The sequence below is a fragment of the Bradyrhizobium forestalis genome (assembly GCF_002795245.1).
GTDB classification, from domain to species: Bacteria; Pseudomonadota; Alphaproteobacteria; order Rhizobiales; family Xanthobacteraceae; genus Bradyrhizobium; species Bradyrhizobium forestalis.
Genome location: NZ_PGVG01000001.1, coordinates 357,933 through 381,369, shown reverse-complemented (window position 1 = coordinate 381,369; position 23,437 = coordinate 357,933). Strand labels below are relative to the sequence as shown.

At 64.8% G+C, this 23,437-nt stretch carries 19 protein-coding genes; 6 read left to right on the top strand and 13 right to left on the bottom strand.

Annotated elements, in window-relative coordinates; all coding sequences use genetic code 11:
• Positions 1-71: 71 nt before the first annotated feature.
• Positions 72-1,724 carry a thiamine pyrophosphate-requiring protein gene (locus CVM73_RS01730; RefSeq protein ID WP_283809883.1) on the top strand — a complete coding sequence of 551 codons (1,653 nt, stop codon included), beginning with the start codon at positions 72-74 and terminating at the stop codon, positions 1,722-1,724.
• A 107-nt stretch (positions 1,725-1,831) separates the two neighbouring features.
• Complete coding sequence (locus tag CVM73_RS01725; protein ID WP_167406551.1) at positions 1,832-4,327, top strand: GAF domain-containing sensor histidine kinase; 2,496 nt, start codon at positions 1,832-1,834, stop codon at positions 4,325-4,327.
• Positions 4,328-4,330: 3 nt separating this feature from the next.
• Here the strand turns inward: CVM73_RS01725 and CVM73_RS01720 are convergent, their stop codons facing one another.
• On the bottom strand, positions 4,331-5,914 hold the full coding sequence (locus CVM73_RS01720; RefSeq protein WP_100230278.1) for an MDR family MFS transporter: 1,584 nt from the start codon (positions 5,912-5,914) through the stop codon (positions 4,331-4,333).
• Between the two features lie 161 nt (positions 5,915-6,075).
• The gene (locus CVM73_RS01715; RefSeq protein ID WP_100230277.1) at positions 6,076-6,591 is read right to left on the bottom strand and encodes a YcgN family cysteine cluster protein; all 516 of its coding nucleotides are present in this window, start codon (positions 6,589-6,591) and stop codon (positions 6,076-6,078) included.
• 293 nt (positions 6,592-6,884) lie between these two features.
• On the opposite strand from CVM73_RS01715, the gene CVM73_RS01710 reads away from it, so the two are divergent.
• Genes CVM73_RS01710 through CVM73_RS01700 form a run of 3 tightly spaced genes read left to right on the top strand, consistent with a single transcriptional unit; the run spans position 6,885 to position 10,339 of the window.
• On the top strand, positions 6,885-9,170 hold the full coding sequence (locus CVM73_RS01710) for a transglycosylase domain-containing protein (protein WP_100230276.1): 2,286 nt from the start codon (positions 6,885-6,887) through the stop codon (positions 9,168-9,170).
• A gap of 9 nt (positions 9,171-9,179) precedes the next feature.
• Positions 9,180-9,758: a DUF1214 domain-containing protein gene (locus CVM73_RS01705; RefSeq protein ID WP_100230275.1), complete on the top strand. Its 579-nt coding sequence runs from the start codon at positions 9,180-9,182 to the stop codon at positions 9,756-9,758.
• The gene (locus tag CVM73_RS01700; protein ID WP_100230274.1) at positions 9,755-10,339 is read left to right on the top strand and encodes a DUF1254 domain-containing protein; all 585 of its coding nucleotides are present in this window, start codon (positions 9,755-9,757) and stop codon (positions 10,337-10,339) included. Before CVM73_RS01705 ends, CVM73_RS01700 begins: the two co-directional genes overlap by 4 nt.
• A 485-nt stretch (positions 10,340-10,824) precedes the next feature.
• On the opposite strand, the gene CVM73_RS01695 is transcribed toward CVM73_RS01700, so the two are convergent.
• The 5 genes from CVM73_RS01695 to CVM73_RS01675 are packed head-to-tail and all read right to left on the bottom strand — an operon-like array spanning position 10,825 to position 15,240.
• The gene (locus CVM73_RS01695) at positions 10,825-11,595 is read right to left on the bottom strand and encodes an amino acid ABC transporter ATP-binding protein (RefSeq protein ID WP_283809882.1); all 771 of its coding nucleotides are present in this window, start codon (positions 11,593-11,595) and stop codon (positions 10,825-10,827) included.
• A 36-nt stretch (positions 11,596-11,631) separates the two neighbouring features.
• On the bottom strand, positions 11,632-12,321 hold the full coding sequence (locus CVM73_RS01690) for an amino acid ABC transporter permease (protein ID WP_100230272.1): 690 nt from the start codon (positions 12,319-12,321) through the stop codon (positions 11,632-11,634).
• Positions 12,318-13,109, bottom strand: coding sequence for an amino acid ABC transporter permease (locus tag CVM73_RS01685; protein ID WP_100230271.1), 792 nt, complete (start codon positions 13,107-13,109; stop codon positions 12,318-12,320). Before CVM73_RS01685 ends, CVM73_RS01690 begins: the two co-directional genes overlap by 4 nt.
• A gap of 48 nt (positions 13,110-13,157) precedes the next feature.
• Complete coding sequence (locus CVM73_RS01680) at positions 13,158-14,057, bottom strand: amino acid ABC transporter substrate-binding protein (RefSeq protein WP_100230270.1); 900 nt, start codon at positions 14,055-14,057, stop codon at positions 13,158-13,160.
• Between the two features lie 22 nt (positions 14,058-14,079).
• A complete protein-coding gene (locus tag CVM73_RS01675) occupies positions 14,080-15,240 on the bottom strand; it encodes an aminotransferase class V-fold PLP-dependent enzyme (RefSeq protein ID WP_100230269.1) in 1,161 nt (386 codons plus the stop codon).
• Between the two features lie 175 nt (positions 15,241-15,415).
• On the opposite strand from CVM73_RS01675, the gene CVM73_RS01670 reads away from it, so the two are divergent.
• Entirely contained in the window at positions 15,416-16,216 is an 801-nt protein-coding gene (locus CVM73_RS01670; protein ID WP_100230268.1) for an IclR family transcriptional regulator, read from the top strand.
• A gap of 46 nt (positions 16,217-16,262) precedes the next feature.
• On the opposite strand, the gene CVM73_RS01665 is transcribed toward CVM73_RS01670, so the two are convergent.
• The 6 genes from CVM73_RS01665 to CVM73_RS01640 form a co-directional block, all read right to left on the bottom strand.
• On the bottom strand, positions 16,263-16,787 hold the full coding sequence (locus CVM73_RS01665; RefSeq protein ID WP_100230267.1) for a hypothetical protein: 525 nt from the start codon (positions 16,785-16,787) through the stop codon (positions 16,263-16,265).
• A gap of 24 nt (positions 16,788-16,811) precedes the next feature.
• Positions 16,812-17,294, bottom strand: a complete 483-nt coding sequence (locus CVM73_RS01660; protein ID WP_100230401.1) for a DUF411 domain-containing protein — start codon at positions 17,292-17,294, stop codon at positions 16,812-16,814.
• Positions 17,295-17,347: 53 nt separating this feature from the next.
• Positions 17,348-17,959 carry a class I SAM-dependent methyltransferase gene (locus CVM73_RS01655; protein WP_100230266.1) on the bottom strand — a complete coding sequence of 204 codons (612 nt, stop codon included), beginning with the start codon at positions 17,957-17,959 and terminating at the stop codon, positions 17,348-17,350.
• An 11-nt stretch (positions 17,960-17,970) separates the two neighbouring features.
• Positions 17,971-18,681: a c-type cytochrome gene (locus CVM73_RS01650; protein ID WP_100230265.1), complete on the bottom strand. Its 711-nt coding sequence runs from the start codon at positions 18,679-18,681 to the stop codon at positions 17,971-17,973.
• A gap of 130 nt (positions 18,682-18,811) precedes the next feature.
• Positions 18,812-22,003, bottom strand: a complete 3,192-nt coding sequence (locus CVM73_RS01645) for an efflux RND transporter permease subunit (protein ID WP_100230264.1) — start codon at positions 22,001-22,003, stop codon at positions 18,812-18,814.
• Positions 22,000-23,421, bottom strand: a complete 1,422-nt coding sequence (locus tag CVM73_RS01640; RefSeq protein WP_100230263.1) for an efflux RND transporter periplasmic adaptor subunit — start codon at positions 23,419-23,421, stop codon at positions 22,000-22,002. Before CVM73_RS01640 ends, CVM73_RS01645 begins: the two co-directional genes overlap by 4 nt.
• Between the last annotated feature and the right edge of the window lie 16 nt (positions 23,422-23,437).

Here is a 23,437-nt window from a genome sequence, read left to right as displayed (position 1 = left end):
GGCGCGATCAACTGCGCTTTACGCCTCTCCGATTTCCTGATCCTCTCTCCAACAAGCCGGATCAACCGGCCTTGCCAGGGAGAGACGCCATGAAGCTCGGGACCGCGATCGCGGAAATCATGAGGCGCGAGGGGATCGAGATCCTCTGCGGCTATCCCGTCAACCATCTGATCGAGCATGCGGCCAAGGCCGAGATCCGTCCCGTGATGGTGCGGCAGGAGCGCGTCGGCATCCACATGGCAGATGCGATCTCGCGGGTGACGTCGGGGCGCAGCATCGGCGCGTTCTGCATGCAGCACGGGCCGGGCGCCGAGAATGCGATGGGCGGCGTCGCGCAGTGCTTTGGCGAATCCGTGCCCGTGCTGGTGCTGCCGATGGGCTATCAACGCAGGCTGTCGCATATCGAGCCGAACTTCAATTCCAGCGAGGCGATGAAGCCTTTTGCGAAATCGTCCGAGCCGATCATCCTCGCGACCGAGGTCGTCAATATCTTCCGCCGCGCCTTCACCAAGCTGAAGAACGGGCGCGGCGGGCCTGTCATCGTCGAGATCCCCGCGGACATGTGGAACGAGGAAGTGCCGGAGCCGCTCGACTACACGCCGGTGCTGCGCACCCGCTACGGCGCCGACCCTGTGCACGTGAAGGAAGCAGCCAGCCTGCTCGTGAATGCAAAACGGCCGGTGATCTATGCCGGCCAGGGCGTGCATTACGCGCAGGCATGGCCACAATTGAAACGGCTGGCCGAGCGGCTGGCGATCCCCGTGACCACCAGCCTCGGCGGAAAATCATCGTTTCCAGAGACGCATCCGCTGTCGCTCGGCTCCGGCGGGCTCGCGGTGCCGCGCGCGGTCCCGAAGTTTCTGAGCGAGGCCGACGTCATCTTTGGCATCGGCTGCTCCTTCACCGAGACCAATTTCGGCGTCGCGATGCCGAAGGGCAAGACCATCATTCATTCCACGCTCGATCCCAACCACCTCAACAAGGATGTGGAAGCTAGAATCGGCCTCGTCGGCGATGCCGGGCTCGTGCTCGATGCGTTGCTCGAGGAAATCGACAAGACCGTCACCGCGGATCGCGATGCCTCCGCGGTCGCAGCCGAGATCGCGACCTCGCACAAGGAATGGCTGGCGAAATGGATGCCGAAGCTGACCAGCAACGACGCGCCGCTCAGCCCCTATCGCGTGCTGTGGGACCTCCAGCACACCGTGGACATCGAGAACACCATCATCACGCATGATGCCGGCAGTCCGCGCGACCAGCTCTCGCCGTTCTGGAAGGCGGTAAAACCCCTCAGCTATCTCGGCTGGGGCAAGACGACGCAGCTCGGCTACGGCCTGGGGCTTGCGATGGGCGCAAAGCTCGCAAGACCCGACAAGCTCTGCATCAACGTCTGGGGCGATGCGGCGATTGGTTTCACCGGGATGGATTTCGAGACCGCCGTGCGCGAGCGCATCCCAATCATGTCGATCCTGCTCAACAATTTCTCGATGGCGATCGAACTGAAGGTGATGCCGGTCTCGACCGAAAAGTATCGCTCGACCGACATTTCCGGCGACTACGCCGCGATGGCGCGCGCCTTCGGCGGCTATGGCGAGCGGGTGACGAGGCCGGAGGACATCGTGCCCGCAATCAAGCGGGGTATCCAGAAGACGCAGGAAGGCGTGCCGGTGCTGCTGGAGTTCGTCACCGGCAAGGAAACCGAAGTGTCGCGCCCCGGCACGTGAGCCCGGCCGGGCCTCAGTGGCAAGGCCGCAAGCGCTGGCTCCGGCCGCAGAAGATGTGATAATCCGGCCTGGTGCCGCGCATGTCGCTGCATCAGGCCGGATCAGGAATGACGACCCCTTCCAACGAAATCGAGGAACTGGAGCGCCGATTGCAATCGGCCGCAGCCGAGAACGCGCAGCTGCGCGGAGAGCTTGCGATTGCGCGCGATCGCCAGAGCGCCAGCGCGGAGATTTTGCGCACCATCGCGGCCTCGCCCTCCGACGCGCGGCCGGTGTTCGCGGCGATCGCGTCCAGCTCGAAGCGCCTGCTCGGCGGCTTCTCCGCCACCGTGCTTCAGTTCATCGGCGACGAACTGCACCTCGTGGCATTTACGCCGACCAGCCCGGAGGCGGACGAAGGGCTCAAGGCGTCGTTCCCGCGCAAGATCGCGGACTTCCCGACCTTTGCCCTCGTGCGCAGCGGTGAGACGATCCAGTTTCCCGACAGCGAGGCCGCCGACGTCCCCGAGCTGAACCGGCAGTTGGCGCGGCTGCGCGGCTTCCGCAGTGTGCTGTTCATGCCGCTGATGAACCGGGGCGCGCCGGTCGGCATGATCAGCGTCACGCGGGCCGAGCCGGGCGCATTCGCGCCCGACCTCGTAGAGCTGCTCCAGACCTTCGCCGACCAGGCCGTGATCGCCATCGAGAATGCGCGGCTGTTCAACGAGACCAAAGAGGCGCTCGAACGCCAGACCGCGACCGCCGACATCCTGAAGGTGATGGCGGCCTCCCCGTCCGACGTGCAGCCGGTGTTCGAGGCCATCGCCACCAACGCCAACCGGCTGATCGGCGGCTTCTCCACCGCGGTGCTGCGCTATATCGACGGCGCCGCGCATCTTGCGGCATTCACGCCGACCGATCCGGCCGGCGATCGCGTGCTCCAGGCTTCCTTTCCGGTGCCGTTCGCACAGTTCCCGCCCTACCAGCTCGTTGCCAATGGTGCCGCCGCGCAACTGCCCGACACCGAGCTCGAGCCGGCCGCGCGCGACATCGCGCGTGCGCGGGGCTATCGCAGCATGCTGTTCACGCCCTTGATGAGCGAGGGCGAGACTATCGGCATCATCATCGCCACGCGCCGCGCGACCGGCAGCTTCGCCGAGCATCATGTGCGGCTGCTGCAGACTTTCGCCGATCAGGCCGTGATCGCGATCAAGAATGTCAGCCTGTTCAACGCGATCAGGGAAGCACTGGAACGTCAGACCGCGACCGCCGACATCCTCAAGGTGATCGCGGCCTCGCCATCGGATGTCACGCCGGTGTTCCAGGCCATCTCCGACAGCGCCAAGGCGCTGATCGGCGGGCACTCCTCGACCGTCACCCGCGTCATCGACGACATGCTGCATCTGGCCGCCTTCACCACCGACAATGAGGCCGGCAATGCGGACCTGCTCAGCTCCTTCCCGACGCCGCTGTCGTCGTCAGGCATTCACAGCCGGGTGGCGAGAAGCGGAGAGTATGCCTTCCGCAGCGACATGCAGAACGAGCCTGATCTTACCGAGGCCATGAAGGAGCTGGCGCGAACACGCGGCTATCGCAGCATCCTGGTGGTGCCGATGCTGCGCGACGGCATTGCGATCGGCACGATCGCCGTCACGCGGCGGGAGCCCGGTCATTTTCCTGACAAGGCGATCAACCTGCTCAAGACCTTTGCCGACCAGGCCGTGATCGCGGTCGAGAACACGCGCTTGTTCAACGAGGTGCAGGACCGCACCAGCGAGCTTGCCAAATCGCTCGATGATCTGCGCGCAGCGCAAGACCGGCTGATTCAGACCGAGAAGCTGGCTTCGCTCGGCCAGCTCACCGCCGGCATCGCCCATGAGATCAAGAACCCGCTCAACTTCGTCAACAATTTCGCCTCGCTCTCCGCCGAGCTGACCGAGGAGCTGAACGAGGCGCTCGCGCCGGTCCCCCTCGCAGACGATCTCCGCGCGGAGGTCGACGAGCTCACGGGGCTTCTGAAGGACAACCTCGGCAAGGTCGTGCAGCACGGCCGCCGCGCCGATTCCATCGTCAAGAACATGCTGCTGCATTCGCGCGAGGGCGGCGGCGAGCACGGACTGAGCGACATCAACGCGCTGGTCGAGGAAAGCCTCAACCTCGCCTATCACGGCGCACGCGCCGAGAGGCCCGGATTCCACGTCACGCTGAAGCGCGAGCTCGATCCGGCGGCGGGACAAGCCGAAGTGTTTCCGCAGGAGATCACCCGGGTGCTGCTGAACCTGATCTCGAACGGCTTTCACGCGGTCACCAGGCGCAAGGCCGATGGCGCCGCCGGCTACGAGCCGACGCTGGTCGCCGCGACGCGAGATCGCGGCAACGACATCGAGATCACCATCCGCGACAACGGCACCGGCATTCCGGACGAGGTGAAGGAGAAGATGTTCAATCCGTTCTTCACCACCAAGCCGGCCGGCGAAGGCACCGGGCTCGGGCTGTCGATGAGCCACGACATCATCGTGAAGCAGCACGGCGGCACGATCGACGTCGCGACGGAGCTTGGTGCGTTCACGGAGTTCACGATCCGGCTACCGCGGAAGAGCAGCTTCCCGGGCGCAGGCCGCTGAGCCCTACTCGGCCATCTCGACGGGTTGCTGCGCCGAGGGCCCGGCCAGCGGCCGCTCCTCCATCGCGATCAGGCACAGCGCAGCGATGGTCATCAGCGCGGTGGCGGCGCCGAACACGTAGCGGAACGCGTGCCGCATGTCGTCGGCAGGTATCGCGACGGCGCCCGCGGCGTGATGCTCGCCGGCGAGCGGGATGTCGGTGCCGAGCGCGATCAGAAGGATCGCCGCGAAGGCCGCGACCGTGAACGAGGACATCAGCGAGCGGAAGAAGTTCATCGCGCCGGTGATGGTGCCGACTTGCGGACGCGCGACCGAGTTCTGCAGCGAGACCACGCAGACCGGGAAAGTCGTGCCGAGCCCAAGCGCGAACGCGGCCATCAGCAACAGCAGGCCCCAGAGCGGCAAGGTGGTGACCGTGAGGCCCAATCCACACAGTGCGGCCCAGGACGTGCCGATGATGGCGACGCGCTTGTAGTGCTTGGCCCGCGCCATGGTGCGGCCGGCGATCGCCGCGCCGCAGGTCGAGACCGCCGCGAGCGGAATCAGCGCAAGCCCCGCCTCGCTGGCGGTGAGATGGTAGACCTGCTCGTAATAGAGCGGCAGCTGCACAGTGAGGCCGGTGATCGCCCCCAAGCCGCAGCCGCCGGCCGTCAGCGCGAAAGGCGCCACCGATCCCGTCAGCAACGGCAGTGGCAGGAACGGCTCGTCGGCCCGCCGGGCGTGCCAGACGAAGGTCATCGCGAGCGCGACGGCGCCGCCCACCATCGCCAGCACGGTCGGCGACAGCCAGGCGTAGCGCGTGCCGCCCCAGGTCAGCACCAGCATGAAGACCACGGCTGAGGCCATCAGCAAGACGCCGCCGAGCCAGTCGACCTTGCGCTTGCGGTGGAACACCGGGATCTTGCTCATCTTGGGCAGCAGCAGTGCGAGCGCTGCGGCCGCAAGCGGCAGGTTGATCCAGAAAATCATCGACCAGTGCAGATGCTCGGCGAACACGCCGCCGATGACCGGGCCGAGAATGCCGCCGACCATCCAGACGCTGGAGAAATAGGCCTGGTACTGGCCGCGCTCGCGCGGGCTGACGACGTCGGAGATCACGGTCTGCACCACCGGCATGATGCCGCCGCCACCGAGGCCCTGAAGCCCGCGCGCCAGGATCAGCATCGGCATGTTCGGCGCGATCGCGCACAGCACCGAGCCCGCCACGAACAGGCTGAGCGAGATGATGATCATGACGCGGCGGCCGTAGATGTCGCTGAGCGTGCCGAACACCGGCGCGACCGCAGTCGAGGCGAGCAGATAGGCGGTGATCACCCAGGAGAGATTGGAGACGTCCTGGAACTGGCGTCCGATGGTCGGCAGCGCGGTCGCCACGATGGTCTGGTCGAGCGCCGCCAGGAACATGGTCAGCATCAGGCTGATCACGATGGTGCGGACCTCGTCCTGTGACAGCGGCACCGGCGGCGCGATCGACGGCGCGTCATCGACGCTCAACACCTCGCTGGGAAGGCGCGACAGCTCTTCGGCGATGTCGTCGGGCAATGCCTGGATGTCGGCAGAACTGCTCTGCCGGTCGAACTTGTTCATCTCGATCGGACGTCATGTGGCGGCGCAACGCCGCGAAGGATTCGTTCTATGCAGCCAATGTAGAGAGGAATGTTCTTCCCAGGCAGGCATCGCGGCGCATGGGTGCATCCCACCCCCGGGTCATCCCGAAGACGTGATAGCCGAGAGCGCGAAGCGACGGCTCAATCCTTCGGGCGTCGCTTCAGGCGGGCCCGTTTCGGCAGCACGGCCGGCCATTGCACGATGTGGTCCTCGAGCTCCTCGTCCGGGACCTCCTCCTCACTGCCCTCCACCCGGCCGCGCACGGAGACGCCGGCTTCATGGACGGTGTTAGGGTCGCCCGAAACCAGCGGATGCCACCAATAGAGGTCACGCCCCTCGGCGACGAGCTTGTAGCCGCAGCTCGGCGGCAGCCAGTTCAGGGTGCGAACATTGGCCGGGGTCAGGCGGACGCAATCCGGAACCTTGTCGGACCGATTCGGATAGTCCTTGCAGGCGCAGCTGGCGCCATCGAGCAGCTTGCAGCCGATATGGGTGAAATAGATGTGCCCGGTGTCCTCGTCTTCGAGCTTGTTCAGGCAGCAGCGGCCGCAGCCGTCGCACAGGCTCTCCCATTCGGCCCCCGACATCTCTTCCAACGTCTTGGTTTTCCAGAAGAATCCTTCCTGGCCGGAAGGTCGTTTGGGAGCTGCGGTCATGCGCCTCAACAACAATTCGAAAGAGCTACGGCAACGCCATCTAGGGCGTGGGGCGGCAAGGGTGCAAGCGAGGCCCCTTTGAGGCCCGTAATGACCCGGGGTCAATTAGGCCTGTTGTTCAAAATCCCGAGCGTGACCATTGGTTTATGGGTCCCGCTCGGCTAGAAGGAACAGCAAGTCCCTCGGATGCTGGCCGGGCGCCTTGGGTTTGCCGCAACATTCCCGCAAGACGTCTCGATGCCGCCCCCGGCCGGGTGCTTGAACGCTTTGGAAGCAAGCCTCAAGGGTTCTAGGTGCGCCAGATCATACCACCGCATTGGAAGCAGAGGGTCCGGAATTTCTTCCTCGACCTCGATGCGCGCATCGACTCCTCGCTGTTCTCCTCGGCCAAGGGCATCCGCGAGCTCTACGAGCGCTACTCGACCTTCATGGACCGCTTCTATGTCGGGCGGTGGAAGCGCTGGGTGTTCATCGAGCCGCTGTCGGAGGCCGCAACCCTCGGGCTCGGCGGCCTGGTCGTGATGCTCACCCTCGCCATTCCCGCCTTCCGCGAGACCGCGGACGAGGACTGGCTGAAGAAGTCCGATCTCGCAGTGAGCTTCCTCGACCGCTACGGCAATCCGATCGGCAGCCGTGGCATCAAGCACAACGATTCGATCCCGCTGGAAGATTTTCCTGATGTCCTGATCAAGGCGACGCTGGCGACCGAAGACCGCCGCTTCTACGAGCATTTCGGCATCGACATCGCCGGCACGGCGCGCGCGCTGGTCACCAACGCCCAGGCCGGTGGCGTCCGCCAGGGCGGCTCCTCGATCACCCAGCAGCTCGCCAAGAACCTGTTCCTGAGCAACGAGCGCACCATCGAGCGCAAGGTCAACGAAGCCTTCCTCGCGATCTGGCTGGAATGGCGCCTGACCAAGAACGAGATCCTCAAGCTGTATCTGGACCGCGCCTATATGGGCGGCGGCACCTTCGGCGTCGACGGCGCGGCGCATTTCTACTTCAATAAATCTGCGCGCGACGTGACGCTGTCGGAAGCCGCGATGCTCGCCGGCCTGTTCAAGGCGCCGACGAAGTACGCGCCTCACATCAACCTGCCCGCCGCCCGCGCCCGCGCCAACGTCGTGCTCGACAACCTCGTCGATGCCGGCTTCATGACCGAGGGCCAGGTGTTCGGCGCCCGCCGCAACCCGGCCTTCGCGGTCGATCGCCGCGACGAGGCGTCGCCGAACTACTATCTCGATTACGCCTTCGACGAGATGCGCAAGCTGGTCGACACTTTCCCGAAGTCGTACACCGAGCGCGTCTTCGTGGTGCGCCTCGCCATCGACACCAACGTGCAGAAGGCGGCCGAAGACGCGATCGAGAACCAGCTGCGCCAGTTCGGCCGCGATTATCACGCGACGCAGGCGGCGACCGTCGTCGCCGATCTCGACGGCGGCATCCGCGCCATGGTCGGCGGCCGCGACTATGGCGCCAGCCAGTTCAACCGCGCCACCGACGCCTATCGCCAGCCCGGCTCCTCGTTCAAGCCTTACGTCTACACCACGGCGCTCCTCAACGGCTTCACGCCGAACTCGATCGTGGTCGACGGCCCGGTCTGCATCGGCAATTGGTGTCCGCAGAACTATGGCCATTCCTATTCCGGCTCGGTGACGCTGACCCAGGCGATCACGCGCTCGATCAACGTCGTGCCGGTGAAGCTCTCGATCGCGATCGGCCAGAAGGAGCAGCCGAAGGCGCCGAACCCGGCCAAGATCGGTCGCGCCAAGATCGTCGAGGTCGCGCGCCGCTTCGGCCTCAAGGCGCCGCTGCCCGACACGCCGTCGCTGCCGATCGGCTCGGACGAAGTCACCGTGCTCGAGCACGCCGTCGCCTACGCGACCTTCCCGAACCGCGGCAAGGCGGTGACGCCGCATGCGGTGCTGGAGGTGCGCACCGGCGCCGGCGATCTGGTCTGGCGCTGGGACCGCGACGGGCCGAAGCCGAAGCAGGCCATTCCGCCGAACATCGCCGCCGACATGGCGGGCATGATGAGCCACGTCGTCAGCGAAGGCACCGCGCGCCGCGCCGCGCTCGACGGCATTCCGACCGCGGGCAAGACCGGCACGACCAATGCGTATCGCGACGCCTGGTTCGTCGGCTACACCGGCAATTTCACCTGCGCGGTGTGGTACGGCAACGACGACTATTCGCCGACCAACCGCATGACCGGCGGCTCGCTGCCGGCGCAGACCTGGCACGACATCATGATCGCGGCGCATCAGGGCGTCGAGGTCCGGGAGATCCCCGGCATCGGCATGGGCCAGAAGCTGCCGCCGCAGCCGATGGCCGCGCACGCCAATGCGGCGCCGAAGGTGCTGGAGACCAAGCCCGGCCCGCCGCCGGTGCTGACCAAGCGCGGCGCCGACATCCTGGTGCGCGTCGAGAAGCTACTGGATGATGCGGCCAAGACCGCGAACAAATCGACCAGCAACGACACCAAGGCGGCCAGGCCGTCCTCGTCGACGAGCGCGCTCGCCTTCCCGCAGAACTATGCGGAAGAGAATGCGAACGCATCCGCCCCGCGCAAGAATTGATCGAAACCCGTGCGGCTGATCCTGATCACATTGACGGCGCTTCTTCTCGCGACGGTGGTCGGCTTAGGTGCGACCTGGATGACGACGACGCGCGGCACCGAGATCGGCGCGCTGACCATCGGCGCCTGGACCGCCCGGCCGCGCACCGGCACCGCCGATGTCGACCCCTATTCGCGCGCCACCATCGTGCGCAACGGCGAGCTGCCGATCGGCACCGGCGACGGCGTCGCCTTCACCGCGACCACCGACGACAAGAAGAAGGCGCTCGACGGCCGCTGCGACGTCGTGGTCTCCGGCGTGACGCCGCCGGCGCGGTTCTGGACGCTGACGCTGTACGACCGCAAGGGCCATCTCGTCGCCAATTCGCTTGCCCGCTACGGCTTCACCAGCCAGGAGATCGTGCGGTCGTCCGACGGCACATTCGAGATCCGCATCGCCTCGCGCTCGCGCGCCGGCAACTGGCTGCCGACCGGCGGCATCGAGCGCTACGCATTGATGCTGCGCCTCTACGACACGCCGGTCGGGGTCGCGACGCGCACCCAACGCGACGCGCCGATGCCGAGCATCACCACGGTGGGCTGCTCATGATCCGGCTCGCATTCACCGTCATTGCCGGCGTGGTGCTGGGCCTCGTGGTCCATCTCGTCAGCGTGCTGGGGCTGCCGCGGATCGCGACGCAGGATGCCTATTCGCGGCTAACGCCGATGACGAAGGTGAACGCCGTCACCCAGCTTCCCCTCGCCGATCCCAACAATTCGCCGATGCCGTTCATGGACCCGGCCTTTGCGCTGGCGATCTGTCGCTACGACCTGTCGGGCGGTCCGATCAAGCTGGCCGTGCCGGTAAGCCAGGCCTACACCTCGGTGTCGTTCTACACCCGCAACGAGATCGCCTATTACGCCATCAACGACCGCTCGGCGGGCCGCAAGGTGATCGAGCTCGACCTGATGACGGAAGCGCAGCACAACGAGCTGCCCGAGGACGAGGAGGTCACCGCGGCCGACCGCCTGATCATTGATTCCCCTGCTACCACCGGCCTGATCCTGATGAAGGCCCTCGCCCCCGAGCCCGGTCTGATGCAGCAGGCGCAGGCGACGCTTGCAGCTGCGAGCTGCGGGCCTCAGACCGAGCCGCCAGCCAAGGCCGAGGCGCCGCGCGGCCGGCGTTGAGTGCGGCCATATCGGCAGCGCCAAACAAAAAGTGCGAAAACAACCCCATGCACAGTAGCGGGGGCCTTGAAATCATTACGTTCTTCGGTCGGCGATGACGAAGCTACCGGACGGACGTGCAGGCACCTTTGACTCGTCGGGCAAAACACCGGCATACTGGCATCATCGAGAGTTCGTCACACCCGCGCGGAGCCATCCGGCGCGGGTGTTTTCATTTGGAGCGCGGACTGCGAGGCGCATGCAAAGCCGGAGACCGGGACCTGACGTCGTTCGACCTAAAGCGGAATGGCTTTAGGTTGAATCGATTCCGCGGTGGGTTGTTCACCTCTCCCGCTTGCGGGAGAGGTCGGCGCGAAGCGCCGGGTGAGGGCTTTCTCCTCTTGGGGATTGTCCCATTGTGGAAACACCCTCTCCCCAACCCTCTCCCGCAAGCGGGAGAGGGAGTGCACCTCCGTTGTCGCAATCAAACCTGATCACATCATGATCTAGTGAATGATCTGGCCGAGGAAATCCCTCGCCCGCTCGGTCCTGGGCGCGCGGAAGAAGGTTTCCGGATCGGCTTCCTCGACGATCGCGCCGCGGTCCATGAACACCACCCGGTCCGCAATCTCGCGGGCAAAGCCCATCTCGTGCGTCACGCAAATCATGGTCATGCCGTCCGTCGCGAGCTCCACCATGGTGTCGAGCACTTCCTTGACCATCTCCGGGTCGAGCGCGGAGGTCGGCTCGTCGAACAGCATGATCTTCGGCTGCATGCACAGCGCTCTCGCGATGGCGACGCGCTGCTGCTGGCCGCCGGAGAGCTGGCTCGGATATTTGTTCGCCTGGTCGTGGATGCGCACCTTGCGCAACAAGCCGATCGCCCGCTCATGCGCATCAGTGCGGGACAGACCCCGCACCTTCATCGGCGCCAGCATACAGTTCTCGACGACGGAGAGATGCGGAAACAGATTGAAGCTCTGGAACACCATGCCGACCTCGCGACGGACGCCGTTGATGTCGTCCATCCGGCCCGTCAGCTCGACGCCATCGACGACGATCCGCCCGCCATCGTGCTTCTCGATGTGGTTGATGCAGCGGATCAGCGTCGACTTGCCGGAGCCCGATGGACCACACAGCACGATCTTCTCGCCGGCCGCAACGCTGAGGTTGACGTCGCTCAGGGCCGTGAAATGACCGAACCGCTTTACAAGGCCTTCCACGGCAACGATGGCCGGTGGTCGGGCCATCTCATTCACGGCGATCTCTTGAACCATCTTCATCTCCCAAAGCAGCGCTTCCGTTGCTATTCCCTAGCGACGCGCGATCGCATAGCGCTTACGCAACAAGGCGACGCCTTGCGATGCCGCCGAGCTGATGGCGAGGTAGACCACCGCGATGACCAGATACATCTCGACGAGACGGCCATTGAGCTGCGCGAGCTTCGAGGCTGCGCCAAGCAGATCGGTGAGCGACAGGACGTAGACCAGCGAGGTGTCCTGGAACAGGATGATGGTCTGGCTCAGGATGATCGGGCTGGCAACGCGAAGCACCTGCGGCAGGATCACAGAGCGATACGTGTCGAAGGTGGACAGTGCGAGCGCCTGGCAGGCCTCGAACTGTCCCCGGTTCACGGCGCGCAATCCGACGCGGATGATCTCCGAGTAATAGGCCGCCTCGAACAGGCCGAAGGTGATGAACGCCGTCCAGGTGGCGCCGATCGGGACCGGCCGTCCGCTTCCGCCGAGATGGCCAAGCACGATCGGCACCAGAAAGAAGAACCAGAACAGGACCAGGATCAGCGGGATCGAGCGCATCAGCGCGACATAGCCGCGCACGAGCTTGCCGATCACGGGCATTTCGAAGTGCTGCACCAGGGCGAGACCGGTGCCGAGCACCAGGCCGACCACGAAAGCAACAGCGGTCAGCGCCAGCGAGAACAGCAAGCCCGACCAGAGGTAAGGCCACGCCTGAAGAACAATGGAGAAATCGAGGCTGTTCATTTCACGATCTCCATCGCGTCGGGCAGAGAGTCGAGCTGTTGGGCGTCGCGCGTCGCAGCTGGCTTGACATCCTCCGCACGCCCTGTGCCGGGAATGCGCACGGCCCTGTCGATCAGCGCCATCCCCTGATAGGCGATGAGCGCCAGCGCGAGATAAACGAGCGTCGCGGCGCCGAAAGCGGTGAAGGTCTGGAATGTCGCTTCGCTGATCTGGCGGGCCTGCGCCGTCAGCTCCATCAGCCCGATCGTGAGCGCGACCGACGTGTTCTTGTAGATGCCCATCACCTCGCTGGTCAGGCTCGGGATGATCAGGCGCAGCGCCTGCGGCACGATGACATGGCGGTAGGTCCGATATCCGCTCAGCCCGAGCGCGCTGGCCGCTTCGATCTGTCCTTTCGGCAGGGCCTCGATGCCGGCACGCACCTGTTCGGCGATCCGGGCGGCGGTGTAGAGACCGAGGCACACGAGCGCCGGAAAGAACGATCCCCAGGGCGGAGGAATCTGCTTGATGGCGTTTCCGAGCGAGGCGGGAAGAAGCTCCGGCAGGACGAAATACCAGAGGAACATCTGCACCAGGACGGGGATGTTGCGGAAGATCTCCACATACAGGCGGGCGAGCACCGCGACAGCCCGGTTCTGCACGGTGCGGCCGATGCCGACGACCACCCCGACGATGAAGGCAATCCACCAGCCGAAGAACGCCAGGGTCAAGGTCCAGCCGAGTCCCGACAGAAGCCAATCGATATAGCGCTGGCCATCCGCCGTCTGTTCAAGAAGCACTGCAAACATGGCGAACCTCAGGGCTCGGTTTGCGGGACACTCTCCGCCTTGCCGCGATTAGTCGACGGCGTCGCTGGGATGCGCGATCCGTTCCGTGAGCTCGACCGTCAGCGGAAACGCGAGATTCTCATTCTTGGGCGGAATTGGCTTCGTGAACCATTTTGCGTAGGTCTTCTCGAACTGACCCGATGCCATCTGCTTCGACAGAACGTCGTCGACCAGCGTCTTGAAGCCAGTATCGCCCTTCGTGAACATCAGGCCATAATAGATCTTCGCGTAGCCCTCGGGGAGGAATATCAGCGCGTCCGGTTTCGGAGCTGCGGCCTTGAGGCCGGCGAGGAGGATGTCGTCCTCCATGAAGGCGGCCGCACGGCCGGTGTTCAGCATCAGGAAGGACTCGGCATGGTCCTTGGCCTGGACGATGTTGAAGCCGAGCTGCTCCTTCGCATTCACGCCTTGCGCGAAGCCGACGGCATTGGAGCCCTGGGTCACGACGATGGTCTTGCCCTTGAGATCGCCGGCCGTCTTCAGGCCGCTGTCCGCCTTGACCAGCCAGCGCGGCTGGCTCACGAAGGTGGCGACGGAGAACGAGACCTGCTCCTGCCGCTTCCTGTCATTTGCCGTTCCGCCGCACTCGATATCGACGGTGCCGCTCTGGATCAGCGGGATGCGGTTGGACGAGTTCACCGGAACGTAATTGATCCTAAGATTGGGCAGGCCGGTCTCCGCCTTGATGCGCTCGACGATGGCCGCGCAGAGATCGAGCGAGAACCCGATCGGCTTCTGGTCGGGACCGAGATAGGAGAACGGTATGGAGGCCTCGCGGTGGCCAATGGTGATGGCGCCGTTCGATTTGATCCTGGCGAGCGTGGGACTGTCGGCGGCAGCCGAGGGTCCACTGGCGCCGAGAACCGCGAGGCCGGACAGAATGCTCAAGACACGCGCAAAGTTCGTCATGTACGTCTCCTTGATGAACAGCCTATGCGGCCCTCGATGATGGCTTCACGCCGCGCCGCCGGATGACCTCGATCAGGCGGTCGACATCGGCAATCGTGTTGAACATCCCGAACGACACGCGAATGCCATCCCGCTCCGGCGACACGCGAACCCCATTCTCCTCGAAATGGCCGAGCCATTCGGCGGCAGGCAGCGCGATGACGTAGATGTGCGGCGCGCGATGCTGTCGCTCGCGGGGACCGACGAGACGAACGCCCAGCGCGTCGAGCCGGGCGATGAGATGATCGCCGAGATCGAAGCAATGGTTCTGGATGTTCTCAACGCCCAGCGCCTCGATCATGTCGAGCGAGGCACTGAGCGCATGGATCGCCGGCAGATTGAAATTGCCGAGCTCGAAGCGGCGCGCATTCGGAGCCGGATCGAGCTTGTCGGCGCGGGCGATGAGATCGGCCGGTATCTCCGCCAGGCTCGCAGCCGCAAGATAGGCCGGCTCGAGCTCGGTCCTGGACTTGTCCCAATAGAGCAGGCCCAGCCCTTGCGGCACCAGCAGCCCCTTATGGCTGCCCGAACCGATGAAGGTCGCGCGCATCGCCCTGGCGGCGATCGGCACGACGCCGATCGCCTGCATCACGTCGACGACGAAATAGAGGCCCTTCTCCGCGCAGAGCGCGCCGATGCTTTCGACGTCGAAGCGATGGCCGGCGTGGAACGTCACTTGCGACATCGAGATCGCCCGCGTGCCGGCATCGACGTGCGGACGAAGGCTCTCGGCGTTCACGACCTCGGTCATCGGCACAAACTCGACCGCGACGCCCTTGCGCCGCAGATTGAGGAATGCGTAGGCGTTGTTCGGATGATCGCCATGGATCATCAGAACCTTGTCGCCGGCGCGCAGCGGCAGCGCATTCGCGGCGATGTTCATGCTCTCCGAGGTGTTCTTGGTGAAGGCGATCTCGTCGGCCGATACGCCGAGAAACCGCGCCAGCTGCTCGCGGGTCTGCTCGACGCGATCGAGCCACACGCTCTTGGGGCCTGCGGTCTCGAGACCTTCGCTCAGGAAACGATCGATCGCGGCCTTGACGGGACGCGCGAGCGGCGTCTGGAAGCCGGAGTCGAGATAGGTGATCCGCTCTGCAGCCGGAAACTCCTTCCGCACGGCTTCGACGTCGTAGTGGCCTGACATCCCAATCTCCTGAGCCTGCCCACGGCGGCTCGCACCTGCACAAATCCTGTTCACCACCCGGCAACGCCAACGATATGGGCAAGGCGCAAAAGCGCCTACACTAATTTTCATATTTCAATAGCTTTAATTCCGGAAAATGATAATTTCTTATAGCGCGAAAGGAGAACAGGGACGGATGCAGCACCAGAGCACCGACGGACCACTGGACCGCGCTTTCGCGATCGTTGGCTATGTCGCGAGCCAGACCAGAGCAGCCTCGGTGGCGGAGATCGCCGCCGCGCTGTCCCTGCCGCTGCCGACGGCACACCGGCTCATCGGGAATCTGGAGCAGCGCGGGCTGCTTCAGAAAGCCGTGGGAACGAAGCGCTACGTGGTCGGCAATCAACTGGTCACGCTGTCGGCACGGGTGATCGGCGCAGCTTTCCGCACCGCGCGCCGGCACGCGGTGCTCCGCGCCGTCGCGGCCGAAATCGGCGAGCAATGCGAGATCGGGATCGTGCGGGACAATGTCGTTGCTTACGTCGACAGCGTCCGCGTGTCGCAACCTCAAGGTCTTCAATTCAATCCGGGAGAAGCGGCGCCACTCCACTGCACGTCGACCGGCAAGATCTACATGAGCCGCTTGCCGGAGCGAGCACGCGAGAAGCTGTGCGGCGCCCTTGCTCTGACCCGATATACTGAGACGACGATCGTGGATGTCGAGAGCCTGATGAAGGTGCTCGATGAAACCCGCAAACGGGGCTGGGCCAAGACCAACGAGGAGTATGTGAGGGGCGTCGTCGGCTGCGCCGTTCCCATCCTGTCCCCGGATCGCGAACTGATCGCGTGCCTGGGCGTGTCCGTTCCCGTGGCGCGGGTGAGCTTCGTCGAGCTGGATCGATTCATAGGCCCGCTTCAGAAGGCCGCGGAACTTCTGTCGGAAACCATCCTCCAGGCCGACGAGGACGGGAGAAGCGATGCGTCCGCGGAAGCCTGAATTCACGGTCCAATCTGATACCAAAGCGCGATGAGATTGGGATGAATCATCGATGGTGGCGCTGCGTAGCGCCACCGGACGTGTACCCGCGCAGCTCGGCGTATCTTGCCAATTGCGCTTGATCGAGAACCGCTGCGGTGCGCAGGTGATATCTGAGATGGGCTTGGCGCAGCTCGCCCTGCGTCTTCGCGATGGCTGCTGTGGCAGATCCCAGACTCTCGACGGTGATCATGCGGTTGGCGAACTGCCGATCCAGATCCGCCTCCTTCTCGATCAATCTGTTGCCGATGGGAGTGGTCTCGGCCTTCATCTCGGAGAACATCTCATCGACCTTGCTCCGCTGCTCCTGGTTCAATCCGAGCTGATCTGCGAGTTCAAGCACGTGGGAGGGCCCGGGATATCCATTGAGCTCGGCCGCGAGCGCGAGCCCCATGCCGCGTCCGGCCCGCAGATCGCCGATTTGCTGGTCCGAGAGCGCCTTGATGGGGCGGGACTGCATACCGGCATACGGTGTCTGCGCCCAAGCAGCCGCCGGCGCGAGCAACGCGATGATCAAGACGACGATCTTCATGACTTTCCACTCCATCAAGGACGCTCAGCCGATCGCCTGCGAGCCGACAAAGCGCATGAATGGCCTTTGACCATCGGCACCGAACAGCACGACCGTGTAAGGCTGCGGCTTGCCGCCTTCCATCCCGGGCGATCCGACTGGCATGCCCGGCACGGCGAGCCCTTTCGCAATGGGACGCTCCGAGAGGAGGCGCCGCACCGCCGCAGCCGGCACGTGCCCCTCGACGACATAACCCGCGACCTCTGCCGTGTGACACGCGACCAGGTCCGAGGGGACGCCGAGACGAGTCCGCACCGCGTCGAGATCGGCAGTCTCCTCCACCTGGACGGCAAATCCTGCGTCTCGGAGATGCTGCACCCAGCCGGCACAGCAGCCGCAGCTTGGATCCCGATGCACCGTGATGGTGGCTTCTTCGGCCCGCGCCGCGACGGCAGGCCCGGCAAGCACTGCCGCGGCCATCAGCCCTACAAGCGACCGACGGGTCATCACATGTGCGCGTTGCTTCATCTTCGGCTTCCTTTCTTTCATCGTTGGATCTCAGGGTCGGTGCGCCACAGCGATCAACGAGGGCTCGCTTGGCCCTCGTACATGAAGGTCATGGGCTTCAGGCCATTCATGTATCCGGTGCGCATCTCGTCGATGCGAAAGCCGCTCCGGGTCAGGATGTCGGCAATGTCCCGATTGAGATGACAACCGCCCGAGATGCGCACCCACGCCGGGGTCAGGCGATCCTGCCACCAGCGCACGCGCGGCTCCGGCGCCCGGCCGTGCTCGACGAAGACCAGCTTCCCTCCCGGTTTCAGCACGCGTCGCGCCTCCATCATCGCGCGATCGACGTCCGGAATGCTGCACATGGTCCAGGTCGTCACGACCGTGTCGATGCTGCGGTCCTCGATCGGGATCGCCTCGGCCGAAGCTTCAACAAACTCGACCGGAGTGTCGGGATGCGGGGCGTGTCGCGCCATCTCGAGAAGCTTTGGAGCGGGTTCAAGCCCCACAACCTGCTTCACCATGGCTCCGTAGAACGGCAGGTTGCGGCCGGACCCGATGCCGATCTCGAGCACCCGGCCCTGAGCCGCACGGATCGCGCGTTCCCGGTAAGGCGCAAGGTCCTTGTTGCGCATGGCAAGGTCGCAAAGCCGTGGAAGAATGACGTCGTTGTAGAAACCCATGCGCGCATCTCCTAGCACCGCCGCTCAATGGTCTTGCTGATCTCTTCAGGTGCGGCAAAAATCACGTCCGCGCGGTCGCCCATCATGCCAGCGGGGACCAGGGCCGGTGCGCTACCTTGTGGACCATCTTTGCCGGAATCCGTCTTCAAGCGCAGATTGCGCTCCCAGAAGGCGCGCGTCTTGCCGTCCGCGGTGGTAACGCGATAGGTATCGTGACAATAGGTGATGCCTTTTACCTGCATAGCCGCCTCCAGACTTTTCAAATTGGGGTCGCGCCCGCCGCCACCCATCATTCCGCCCATCATCCCTCCCGTTCGACCTTCGGTACCAGACTGCGGAGGAGCGCCCGGCTTGGTGGCCTGCTTCAAGAACGCAAGTAGATCGGCGCGAGCGCGATTATCCTTGATACCGTCGAACGGCATTTCGTTGCCCGGCACCATGCGATCTGGGTCCGTGATCCAGGCATCGAGCGAGCGTTCGTCCCAAATGATCCCAGACGATTTGAGGGCATCGGAATAGCGTTCGAAGCTTTCCAGGCTGCCGGCCTTTCGGCCCCACAGTCCTGCGAGGCTCGGGCCAGTCATGTTGCGGTCTGGCTCGAGCGAGTGACACGGCATGCAGGCCCGGAAACCCCGCTGGCCGCGGACTGCGGCATCCTGCTGCGCGAGACCCGGCGAGGACGCCAGGACGGCAGCCAACCCGACCAGATAGAAGCGATGCATCTTCAATCTCCCTTGAAGAGATATTTGATCAGCGCGGCCGCCCCCAATACGAGAACGATGACGATCAGTGCGGAGATCAACCCCATCGTCCCGAACATTTCCGGCATCATGTCGTGCATCATGGCTCACCTCATTCGGCAGGCTCCAGCACCCGCAATTTCACACTGATCGGCTGCGACATTTCGGTTGGTTGTCCTTTGTCCTTGTCCTTGGGAGGCAAGCGGAACCCTTTCACCAGCCCGAAGATCGCCGGGATCACGATCAGCGTCAGCAGCGTCGAAGAGATCATGCCGCCGATCATCGGCACCGCGATGCGCTGCATGATCTCCGACCCGGTTCCGGTGCTCCACATGATCGGCAGCAGGCCCGCCATGATGGCGACCACCGTCATCATCTTGGGACGGACGCGCTCGACGGCGCCTTCCATGATGGCCTCGTGCAGATCCTGACGCGTGAGAACGCGGCCGGCCGCGCTGCACTTCGCCTTGATCTCTGCGAGAGCTTGCTCGAGGTAGATCAGCATCACGACGCCGGTCTCGGCGGCGACCCCGGCGAGCGCGATGAAGCCGACGGCGACCGCGACCGACAGGTTGAAGCCGAGCCACCACATCATCCAGATGCCGCCGACCAGCGCGAACGGCAGCGAGAGCATGACGATGAGGGTCTCGGTCAGGGCCCTGAAGTTCAGGTACAGCAGCAGGAAGATGATCGTCAGCGTCAGGGGGACCACGATCTTCAGGCGCGCTGCGGCGCGCTGGAGATATTCGTACTGGCCGCTCCAGACCACATAGGTGCCGGCGGGAAACTGGATGCTCTCCGCCACGGCGCGTTGCGCCTCAGCGACGTAGCTGCCGATGTCGCGATCGCGGATGTCGACGTAGATGTATGTCGCCAGTTGCCCGTTCTCCGTCCGGATCGACGTCGGCCCCCGCGCCGGCTCGACCTTCGCGATCTCGCCGAGCGGCACCGCGCCGCCCGCGGGCATCGGCACCAGGATATCGCTGGCGATCGCCTCGGGATTGTCGCGCAGGTCGCGCGGATAGCGCATGTTCACCGTGAACCGCTGCCGTCCCTCCACCGTCGTCGTCACCGCCTGACCACCGAGCGCGGCCGCGATGGTGTCCTGCACGTCCTGGATCAGGATGCCATAGCGGGCGAGCGCCTCGCGGTCCGGGACGATCTCGAGATAGTAGCCGCCGATGCCGCGCTCGGCGTAGGCCGAAGACGTGCCCGGGACGGTCTTGATCACGCGCTCGACCTGCCGCGCCAGCCGGTCGATCTCGACGAGATCACTCCCCATCACCTTGACGCCGACAGGCGTGCGGATGCCGGTGGACAGCATGTCGATGCGCGCCTTGATCGGCATGGTCCAGGCGTTCGAGACGCCCGGGAACTGCAGCGCCTTGTCCATTTCCGCAATCAGGCTGTCGACGGTGACGCCGGGGCGCCACTGCTCCTTCGGCTTCAGGTTGACCACAGTCTCGAACATCTCGGTCGGCGCCGGATCGGTCGCGGTCGCCGCCCGTCCCGCCTTGCCGTAGACCGAGGCGACCTCCGGGAACGACTTGATGATGCGGTCCTGCGTCTGCATCAGCTCGGCCGCCTTGGTGACCGAGATGCCGGGCAGCGTCGTCGGCATGTAGAGCAGCGTGCCCTCGTTCAGCGTCGGCATGAACTCGGTGCCGAGTTGTCGGGCCGGCCAGATCGTGACGGCGAGCACGACGAGCGAGGCCAGGATCACCAGCGTCTTGGCGCGCAGAACGCCGTTGATGACCGGCCGGTAGATCCAGATCAGGAAGCGGTTGATGACGTTCTTGCCCTCGGGAACGATCCTGCCGCGGACGAAGATCACCATCAGCGCCGGCACCAGGGTGACGGACAGCAGGGCCGCAGCAGCCATCGAGAAGGTCTTCGTGAACGCCAGCGGGCTGAACAGCCGCCCTTCCTGCGATTCCAGCGTGAAGATCGGCATGAACGAGACGGTGATGATCAGCAGGCTGAAGAACAGCGCCGGGCCGACTTCGGATGCCGCGTCGATCAGGATCTGGACGCGCGACTGATCGGGCCTGGCCCGCTCGAGGTGCTTGTGGGCGTTCTCGATCATGACGATCGCGGCATCCACCATGGCGCCGATCGCGATTGCGATGCCCCCGAGACTCATGATGTTCGATCCGAGGCCGAGCAGCTTCATGGCGCCGAACGCCATCAGCACGCCGACCGGCAGCATCAGGATCGCGACCAGCGCGCTGCGGACATGGAGCAGGAACACCATGCAGACCAGCGCGACCACGACGCTCTCCTCGAACAGCGTGTGCTTGAGCGTGTCGATGGCCGCGTAGATCAGGCCCGAGCGATCGTAGACCGGGACGATCTCGACCGACTTCGGCAGGCTGCTCGCGATCTGCTTGAAGCGCTTCTTGACGCTCTCGATCACGTCGAGGGCGTTGACGCCGAAGCGCTGCAGCACGATGCCGCTTGCGACCTCGCCCTCGCCGTTCAACTCGGCGATGCCGCGCCGCTCGTCGGGCCCGAGCTCGACATTGGCGACGTCCCGGAGCAGCACCGGCGTGCCGTTGCTCGTCTTCAGCACGATGTTGCCGAGATCGTTGATGCTCTTGACGTAGCCCTTGCCGCGAATGACGTATTCGAATTCCGACAGCTCGACCGTGCGGCCGCCGACGTCGGCGTTGCTGGCGCGGATCGCCTCCCGGATCTTCTGCATGCTGATGCCGCGATCCCGCATCCGCTGCGGATCGAGCACCACGTTGTATTGCTTGACGAAGCCGCCGATGCTGGCGACCTCGGCGACGCCTTCGGCCTTGGCCAACGCGAATTTCAGATTCCAGTCCTGGATCGTGCGCGTGTCCGCGAGGTTCAACTCCCTCGACATCACGGCATACTGATAGACCCAGCCGACGCCGGTCGCGTCGGGCCCGATGGTCGGGGTGACGCCGGCGGGAAGGCGCGACGTCGCGCTGTTCAGGAATTCCATGACGCGCGAGCGCGCCCAATAGATGTCGGTGCCGTCCTCGAAGATCACGTAGACGAACGACACGCCGAAGAAGGAGAAGCCGCGCACCACCTTCGATTTCGGCACGGTCAGCATCGCCGTCGTCAAGGGATAGGTGACCTGGTCCTCGATCACCTGCGGCGCCTGGCCGGGATACTCGGTGTAGACGATCACCTGCGTGTCCGAGAGGTCCGGGATCGCGTCCAGCGGCAAATGAAGCAGCGCGTAGAGGCCGGCGGCGGCCGCAAAGCCGGTGCCGAACAGCACCAGCAGCAGGTTGCGCGCCGACCAGGCGATGACGCGGGCGATCATTTGTGCTCTCCCATCGCATGGCCCGGTTCGGAAGCCTGAGGAGCAGCATCGGCGAAGCCTTTGAGCGCGGCCTTCAGATTGCTTTCCGCATCGATCAGGAAGTTCGCGGATGTGACCACGGCCTCGCCGTCGGCAAGTCCGTCCCGTACTTCGATGTAACCGCCGCCGCGCCGGCCGAGCTTCACCTCACGCGGCTCGAAACGCCCGTCGCCCTTGTCGACGAGGACGGCCTGCCGCGTGCCGGTGTCGAGCACAGCGCTGTCCTGGATCGCGAGGACGGGCGCGCCATCAGCCGTGTCGACATCGGCATCGACATACATGTCCGGCAGCAGCACCGCGTCGGGATTGGCGAGCTCGATGCGGACGCGAACCGTCCTTGTATCGCGATTCACCTGCGGATAGATCACGGCGATCTTGCCGGTGAAGGTGCGGCCGGGAAAGCTGCGCGCGCGTACCGCAACGGACTGCCCCACCGCGATGTTGCCGAGGTCGCGCTCGGCGACGTCGACCAACGCCCAGACAAGCGAAATGTCGGCAATGCGGAACAGCACGTCGCCGGGATTGGCGCGCATGCCTTCGATCGCATTGCGCTCGAGCACGATCCCGTCGCGCGGCGCCGACCAATGGATGGTGACGGGCGCGACGTGTGTTCTCTCCATCTCGGCGATGACCCGCTCGGGGACGTCGAGATTGACCAGCCGCTGCCGCGAGCCGCGACCGTAGACCTCGACACCGCCGACCGTCTTGGAGGTGATCGTCGCGAGATATTCGGCCGCCGCGGATGCGACCGCCGAGCTGTAGATCTCCATCAGCGGCTGGCCCGCCTTCACGCGGGTGCCGGTGGTGACGTCCGCGATCTTCTGCACGAAGCTTTCGGCGCGCATCGCGATCACCGAGACGCGGCGCTCGTCCAGCTGGATCGTGCCGGGTGCCTTCACCGGGACGCGGATCGATCGTCGCGCGACCGGCTCGGACCTCACGCCGCTGCGCTGGATCTTGCCGGGCGACAGCTTCACCGTCCCATCGTCGACATCGTCGCCTTCGTAAACGGGGACGTAGCTCATCCCCATCGGATCCTTCTTCGGCACGGGCGAGGTGTCAGGCAACCCCATGGGATTGCGGTAGTAGAGGATTTTTCGCGATGAAGCCGCCTGCGGTGGCTTCGTTGCCGCCGCACGCGTCTGATCGTCATCGTAGACCGGCAGATAGTCCCGCCCGCGGTCATCCTTCTTTGGAACGGCCGACCAAAGCGGCGCACCGCTCGGATCGCGGTAATAGAGCGGAGCTCGATCCGCCGCTGCCGTGGCCGAGGCGACCTCGGCATGAACGGACCAGCGTCCATCGTTCATGGACCAGGTGGCGCCCAGGACCAGGCTGCCGGTGAGCGCGAGTGCGGTGAGAAGACGGAGCGTGTTCATCGCCAGATATTGCGCG